At 52.3% G+C, this 6,696-nt stretch carries 4 protein-coding genes and 3 pseudogenes; 5 read left to right on the top strand and 2 right to left on the bottom strand.

The features are described from left to right. Positions 1-227 (top strand): annotated as a pseudogene (locus O2S87_RS17720) (IS1595 family transposase); the annotation flags it as partial. A 20-nt stretch (positions 228-247) separates the two neighbouring features. Here the strand turns inward: O2S87_RS17720 and sufB are convergent. Beyond that, positions 248-1,675 carry a Fe-S cluster assembly protein SufB gene (gene sufB / locus O2S87_RS17715; RefSeq protein ID WP_475410073.1) on the bottom strand — a complete coding sequence of 476 codons (1,428 nt, stop codon included), beginning with the start codon at positions 1,673-1,675 and terminating at the stop codon, positions 248-250. Between the two features lie 203 nt (positions 1,676-1,878). Here sufB and O2S87_RS17710 point away from each other — a divergent pair. The 3 genes and pseudogenes from O2S87_RS17710 (at position 1,879) to O2S87_RS17700 (ending at position 4,598) form a co-directional block, all read left to right on the top strand. Continuing rightward, a pseudogene (locus tag O2S87_RS17710) lies at positions 1,879-2,831 on the top strand (transposase). Between the two features lie 129 nt (positions 2,832-2,960). Next, positions 2,961-3,239: a HalOD1 output domain-containing protein gene (locus tag O2S87_RS17705; RefSeq protein ID WP_475410074.1), complete on the top strand. Its 279-nt coding sequence runs from the start codon at positions 2,961-2,963 to the stop codon at positions 3,237-3,239. 381 nt (positions 3,240-3,620) lie between these two features. Further along, positions 3,621-4,598 carry a DUF7983 family protein gene (locus O2S87_RS17700; RefSeq protein ID WP_475410072.1) on the top strand — a complete coding sequence of 326 codons (978 nt, stop codon included), beginning with the start codon at positions 3,621-3,623 and terminating at the stop codon, positions 4,596-4,598. Positions 4,599-4,659: 61 nt separating this feature from the next. Here the strand turns inward: O2S87_RS17700 and O2S87_RS17695 are convergent. Next, positions 4,660-4,952 (bottom strand): annotated as a pseudogene (locus tag O2S87_RS17695) (helix-turn-helix transcriptional regulator). A gap of 890 nt (positions 4,953-5,842) precedes the next feature. On the opposite strand from O2S87_RS17695, the gene O2S87_RS17690 reads away from it, so the two are divergent. After that, positions 5,843-6,451, top strand: a complete 609-nt coding sequence (locus O2S87_RS17690) for a site-specific integrase (RefSeq protein ID WP_475410071.1) — start codon at positions 5,843-5,845, stop codon at positions 6,449-6,451. Positions 6,452-6,696: the final 245 nt, after the last annotated feature.

The raw sequence follows: 6,696 nt of genomic DNA, 5'->3' as shown, positions 1-6,696 counted from the left end.
AGGTCGTTCCACACTCCGAAGAGTTTGTCACTGATGAGGGCGTCCATGTCAACCAAGTCGAATGCCTCTGGTCACTGGTGAATCCCTGGCTGCAGAAGTTCCGCGGTCTCTCGAAGCCCGGACTGGAGCAGTCCGTCCGAACCTACGGGTTCGTACGGACGCTAAACCTCGCCGGAGTACCGTTGAGCGGGCTTATTGACTGCTTTGCAGTAAACGTGTTTCGCTGAGTTATGCAAGAGCCATTAGATTAGCCGAGACTGCCTTCCATCTCGAGTTCAACCAGTCGATTGAGTTCGACCGCGTACTCGATTGGCAGTTCCTCTGTCAGGGGTTCGATGAACCCTGAGACGATCATCTGCTTGGCATCGTCGTCATCCAGGCCACGATTTTGGAGATAAAAGATGTCCTCGTCGCCGATCTTGCCGACAGTCGCTTCGTGGGCGACGTCGACTTGTGACTCGTTGATCTCCATGTACGGCATTGTATCCGACGTCGACTCGTTGTCGAACATCAGTGCATCACACTCGACAGCCGTCGAAGAGTTTTCTGCGCCATCTGCGATGTGGACCAGTCCACGGTAGTTAGTTCGACCACCGTCTTTCGAGATCGACTTGGACTCGACCGTCGACTTTGTCTCGGGAGCGTTGTGGTAGACCTTCGCGCCCGTGTCGATGTTCTGGCCCTCACCCGCGAACGCGATAGTGATATGGTTGTCAGAGGCACCACGACCTTTGAGAATCGTTGAAGGGTAGAGCATTGTCGCTCTCGAACCCATCGACCCCGAAATCCACTCCATTCGTCCACCCCTCTCTGCGATAGCGCGTTTCGTGTTGAGATTGTAGGTACTCTTCGACCAGTTTTGGACCGTCGAGTACTGGACGTGAGCGTTCTCGCCGACGAAGACCTCGACACCGCCTGAGTGGAGATTGAACTCGGAGTATTTCGGGGCTGAGCAGCCCTCAATGTAGTGGACCTCCGAACCCTCTTCAGCGATAATGAGCGTGTGTTCGAACTGACCCATCCCTTCGGAGTTCATCCGGAAGTACGCCTGGATCGACATCTCGACTTTGGTATCTTCGGGTACATAGACAAAGGAGCCGCCAGACCAGATTGCCCCGTGGAGTGCGGCGAACTTGTTGTCACTCGGTGGGATACACTTGTTCATGAAGTGCTCTCGGACGAGATCCTCGTGGTCACGAACCGCCTTGTCCATATCACAGAAGATCACGCCTTTTTCTTCCCACTGCTCCTGCATGTTCTGGTAGACGATCTCCGACTCGTACTGTGCACCGACGCCCGACAGCGCGTTCTTTTCGGGTTCCGGAATACCGAGCTTGTCGAAGGTATCCTTGATGTCATCGGGGAGATCCGTCCAATCGTCAACGCCGCCACGGGTCTCAATGTCCGGCCGGATATACGGGACGATCTCGCTGACGTCGACCTCTGAGAGATCGGGTCCCTCTGGCCAGTCGGTTGGCATCGGCATGTTCTGGAAATGCTCAAGGGCGCGGAGACGACGCTGCAACATCCACTCTGGCTCGTCCTTATCCTCGGAAATAACGCGAATCGTCTCCTCTGTTAGTCCCTTCTCCGTTTTGAACGCAGAGGCTTCCTCCTTTTTGAACTCAAATCGAGCTTCAGTATCAGTCTCCTGTAGGCTTTCGTTTGAGCTCATCAGTTGATTTTCAACACAGGTGAATAAATATGTATACCCGACAAATAGACATTAGTAATCAGAAATGGTTTCTTCGAATATTATTAAATTTTATTACTTCGAACCAATAGATACAAATGAGCACACATGTCGGCATATAAGCATCCCCTGAGGGTGTCATAGAACGATTAACACACCAAAGAACAGGGTGAACGCTGAAGTGGATGAGTTCAGCGACCCTGCAAGATGATCCTTCGATAGAGTCGTTCTTCAATGCCGTGGAGACTGAGACGCTAGCGTTGTTTGAGCACCTCTCCTTCGAGTTTCTCGAAGAGTTCGACGTGTTCGCCCCGGCTGAGACGGGGCGGACACGAGATCACGAACCACCTGAGATGATGCGTGGCTTTCTCTACTGTTACTACAAGGACATCTACGGAATTCGCCCTGTTGCGCGAGAGCTGCAGAACACGATGGTCTGGCTGAGCTGTGGCTTCGATCGACCGCCGTCAAGAGACGCGGTCGATCGCTTTCTCACCGATCTTGAACACGTCGTTGACGACATCTTCGACCAACTCGTCGAGCAGGCTGCCGCTCGCGGCCTGCTCGACTTGACCTACTGCATTGATTCAACCGACGTGAGGGCTATGCCCGCTGATCAAGACGCATCGAAGTGCTATGATCCAACCGACGACGAGTACTACTACGGCTACGGCTGTACAATCGTTTCGACCGGACAAAAAATCCCAATCGCAGCGGAGTTCACCGAGAGTAAGCAGGCGCCGTCGCCAAGCCGATCTGGATGGTCGGTGACAGCGCCTACGACACGCTCCACTGGCACGACTACCTGCTGGCCGCAGGCGTCGTGCCAGTCGCTCCGTACAACGCACGAAACACCGACGACCCGAAAGACATCAAGTACAGGGTCGAAGACCGTATTGAGGAACACAGCGAGGACGTTCAGCTGAAGCAATCAACGTTAGATGAGACGTACAATCGCCGTACCGGAGTTGAACGGACCAACGAATCAGTGAAGATCTGCGGCCTCGGGCGCACCCACGCCCGAGGCCGCGTCCATGCACGAGCACAGGTGTTTCTCTCCCTGTGTCTTCGTCTCGTCGTCGCAATCTCCAACTACGAACGCGGAGACAATCCGGGTAGCACGATCATCACGGTGTGACAAGAGTTCTATGACACCCTCGCCAGCCTCTCCTAGATTTGAAGAGGGTGCAGGCGGGATCTCATCCGTACGCTCGCGCGATACTCTACCATTGATTCTTAAGTTATCTTCATTGTTCGACACATATAAATAGGAGAACATGTTTTCCGTGCTCAATTCATAGATAGTCTCATCGGACAGTCTCCAGTTCCGAGTATTGTCGAAGCTATTGCTGAGGCAAAAGAGACTGAACCTTCCCAACTCGATCTTGCTCTCTACGAGTATATTGGCCCCGAGGCAATTCAGCGCTTGGCATCACATGGTACTGCATCATGGACCTTGACATTCGAACTCTCTGAGCATGAGGTAACCGTCACAAGTGATAGAGGAATCTTCGTTGACGGGACTCAAGAAGGACTCTGGGCGTGACTTCTACAACAGATCGACTGCGGGTAGCTAAACCCGGGCGTACTAAGCTAACATTCTCCAGATGGTACCAGCGAAAGTTGTGAATAGTTGGAGCAACACAGTGCAATACTTCACAAGCGCTCGCAGTCTTGCATATGTCACTCTATGATCACTCATCTCTGAGCAGGTTCACATTAGGAGCACAAAAGGTAATGTCCAGAGAACAGGGACATTCCCGTGGTCAGGTCTCCGCTACGCTTCGCTCCTCCAACACGAAGCGCATCCCATCATTAGAACGTGATCATCATAACAGTGTTCCTGCGTATCACACACTGAAATCGACTGCTAAACCTACTACGTCACTACCATTTTATCGCCCCATCCCAAAATCAACGCCTAATCATGCCCTTCTCTGGCATCTGGCATTCTATCCTCGACGAAACCGATCAACTTCCAGCCGACGCGACCTTCCGAACCCCGCTTTCTGACAAGCCATTCCGCATCGAAGACGCCCTAGAACATCGCCTCCTCATTTCCTTCCGCGATCAAGAGACGACCATCCCACTCAAACGCGAGCAGTTTGAGACTCTCTACGATAGAGTAGCGGAGTCTCCACAGCCCTTCGATCTTGATCGCCTCCCTACTGATGCCGAACCCTACGCTACTATTCTCTCTATTCACCCACTCTTCGAGTTCGACCCACACGATGGCGTGTTGAAACCCACCGATTCGCCTACTCCCTCTTCGCTCGTCGACGCCGACCTCCCTGTCGAAGGCCAAAACCACGAACCCGTGCGTGAGGAACCAGACCTCCCGCTGTACGCCGATGCCTTACTCCTGATCGATGCCCTCGAACGCTACGAGCCGACCAACCTCGAAACGATGGAGACCGCTGAGCTGGTCAACCTCTACACGCTCTGCTCTGATGTCCAGCGCAATGCCAACGATCTCCGCCAACAGATCCGTTCGCTTCTCTTAGATCGACTCCACCACGACCAACCTGTCCACGGTCAGTATGGCTCTGTCCAACGAACGAGTCGACGCAATCGAACGCTCAAGGACGACGAGACCGTCCTCGAACTACTCGAAGACCAAGGCATTGATCGAGAGCGCGTCACCACCGTCGACACCTCCAAAGTCGACGACGCGCTCGAAGTGACCGACCTCGCTGAATCCGACCTTTATGAGATCGACGAAAACCAGTACGTTCGCAAGGCCGATGTCGACGAAGAGCGGAAAGAATCCCGACTCCAGGGACTCAAAGACCGACTCGCCGCTGTCGACTCCAGGGAGACAACCGAACTCCAGCAGGAGATCGAAGACCTCGAAGCCCGTATTGAGGAACTCACCAGTTTTAAATCTGGGACGGATTTCGCCTGAACTCACACAGTGATACGTCCTGAGAGGACCGAATGGTTGAGGTACTAACTCAGAAAGGAGTTCAGTTGAGAGCGATTTTAGTGTCCTCGAGTTGGGCGTCTTCCCACTGTCGACGCTCTTCGATCAGTTCTCTTCCCAACGGAGTGAGCGTATACAGATTCGTCCGGTTATCTTTGTTTCCTTTTTCATCAGTCCCTCGTCGACGAGGTCGTCGAGGTTTGGGTAGAGTCGTCCATGATTCACCTTAGCTGTCAAGTATGCTTCGAGTTCTCGACGGATTTCCGCGCCAGATGGCTCGTTGAGCGCGGCAACACAATAGAGCAAATCTCGCTGAAATCCTGTTAGGTCATACATGAATGCAGCTTCTATTTTGACAAGTATAAGTATTTGTTATAGTTCAATAGGCGATAGAGTATCCTAAATAGACTACTGACGAAAAGCGGCCTTTGAACCAAACAAATCAGTGGCATTATTCGATTGAAGCGGTTGTTTTCTGCATCGATCAACTAGTTCAGTTAAGAATTGGTCTGAAGACTGGGATTTCAACAGATCCTCAATAGTATAGCAGACAGATGGTTCTTCAATTTGATATGCAAGACTTAGAGGCTGAGTCTTGCACATACGTCTACAACCACTCAGAGATGTGGTAGGAATCGACTGCTGAATACAGGGCGCGAATCGGTCAGGAGAATATTATTGTCCTTCCCATTATAAGATGAATCATGAGCGACATAAGACATCTGTACCATCGTCTCGATGGTTGGATGCGAAATCGATCCCGTATCCAATATGTTATTATCGCCGGGTTTACGTCCGCCATTTCTCTACTTGCGGTTGGTACGCTAATTGGAGATTCTGTAGCCTTTGAGGCGGTTGCAATGGGACTCTCGATGGCCGTAGTCTACTATGCTTGGAACCCAAATCAAGAGGACTGAACAACGAATTCAATTTGCTGAACTCATTCTCTGTATCTTGCACTCCCAAATATAAACGCCAACAGTCTGATACTATTTTTCGGAACCTAAGAGGGAGAATACAGATCGATAACGGGGTGTGTCTTCACTTTGGAACGTGGGGTGTGAGATAACAGCGGAAACCTGGTGTGTCTTTCACTCGGTACATGGGGTGTAGTCGTAACCGCCTTATTCAAAAAAGCGGCTATATCTCCGTCCACACCCCCATATTAGGGGTAAATCAAGCCAATAGAGCCGAACTCTTAACCGCATACTATTGAATAAGCGGCTATGGTTCGAATCAAAGACGACAGCGGGACTCACACGAAGTGCCTGCTCGATCCCTTCATCGAGGAGGCCGACCAACTCGAATCCACTGCAAGAGCAACCGACTGGGAACGTGAGATCGCCATCCAACTCATGCTCCGGTGTGGACTCCGAGCCGATGAAGTCGGCTATCCAACCAAAGAACGGCTTCGATGGTCATCTGGAGGTGACTGTTGGCTCCTCGAAGTCCAGGGGAAGAACACCAAAGGTGGCTCCAAGAAGACCCGAGACGCATGGGTTCCCGAAAGCGTTGCAGAAAACATCCAGCGGTTCGTCAGCGAACGGAATCGAACCGAGAACGAACCAATTGTCTCTGTCGCAACATCGTCCGTTCGCCGGTGGGTTCGAGAAGCCGCCGAGCAGCTGGCCGACGACGGTCAGGGTGATCGATGGCGATCCGTCTCTAGTCACGATCTCCGCCGCAGCTGGGCCACCTACCACATCGTCGAGCGCGGCGTCGACGTGCGTACCATGATGTCGATTGGAGGATGGTCTGATTACTCGGTTATTGAGCCGTATCTTGGAGAGGCGACCGAAGCGAAGATTGGGAGAAGTATGGCTGGGGAGTCGTGAGTCGGTCACTTGAAGAGATTACATACTCACCGAATCTCGCGTCGGTGGCGACCGACTGAAACGGAGCGTGGACACCACCATAGCCCATATTCCCGGTATTCGATCCATCTACAGCCCCCTAGCACTACTTCTGGGGTTAATCCGGCAAGCTGATTGCCACGGCTGAAGAAAGAGAGCAATGAAAGAACTTGCACACGACCACGGAGATGCCGCAGGGTTTCTCAGAAGGTATCAAGCGTGTTTCG

Source organism: Halohasta sp. A2 (assembly GCF_056175805.1).
This window is presented reverse-complemented; position numbering and strand designations above follow the sequence as displayed.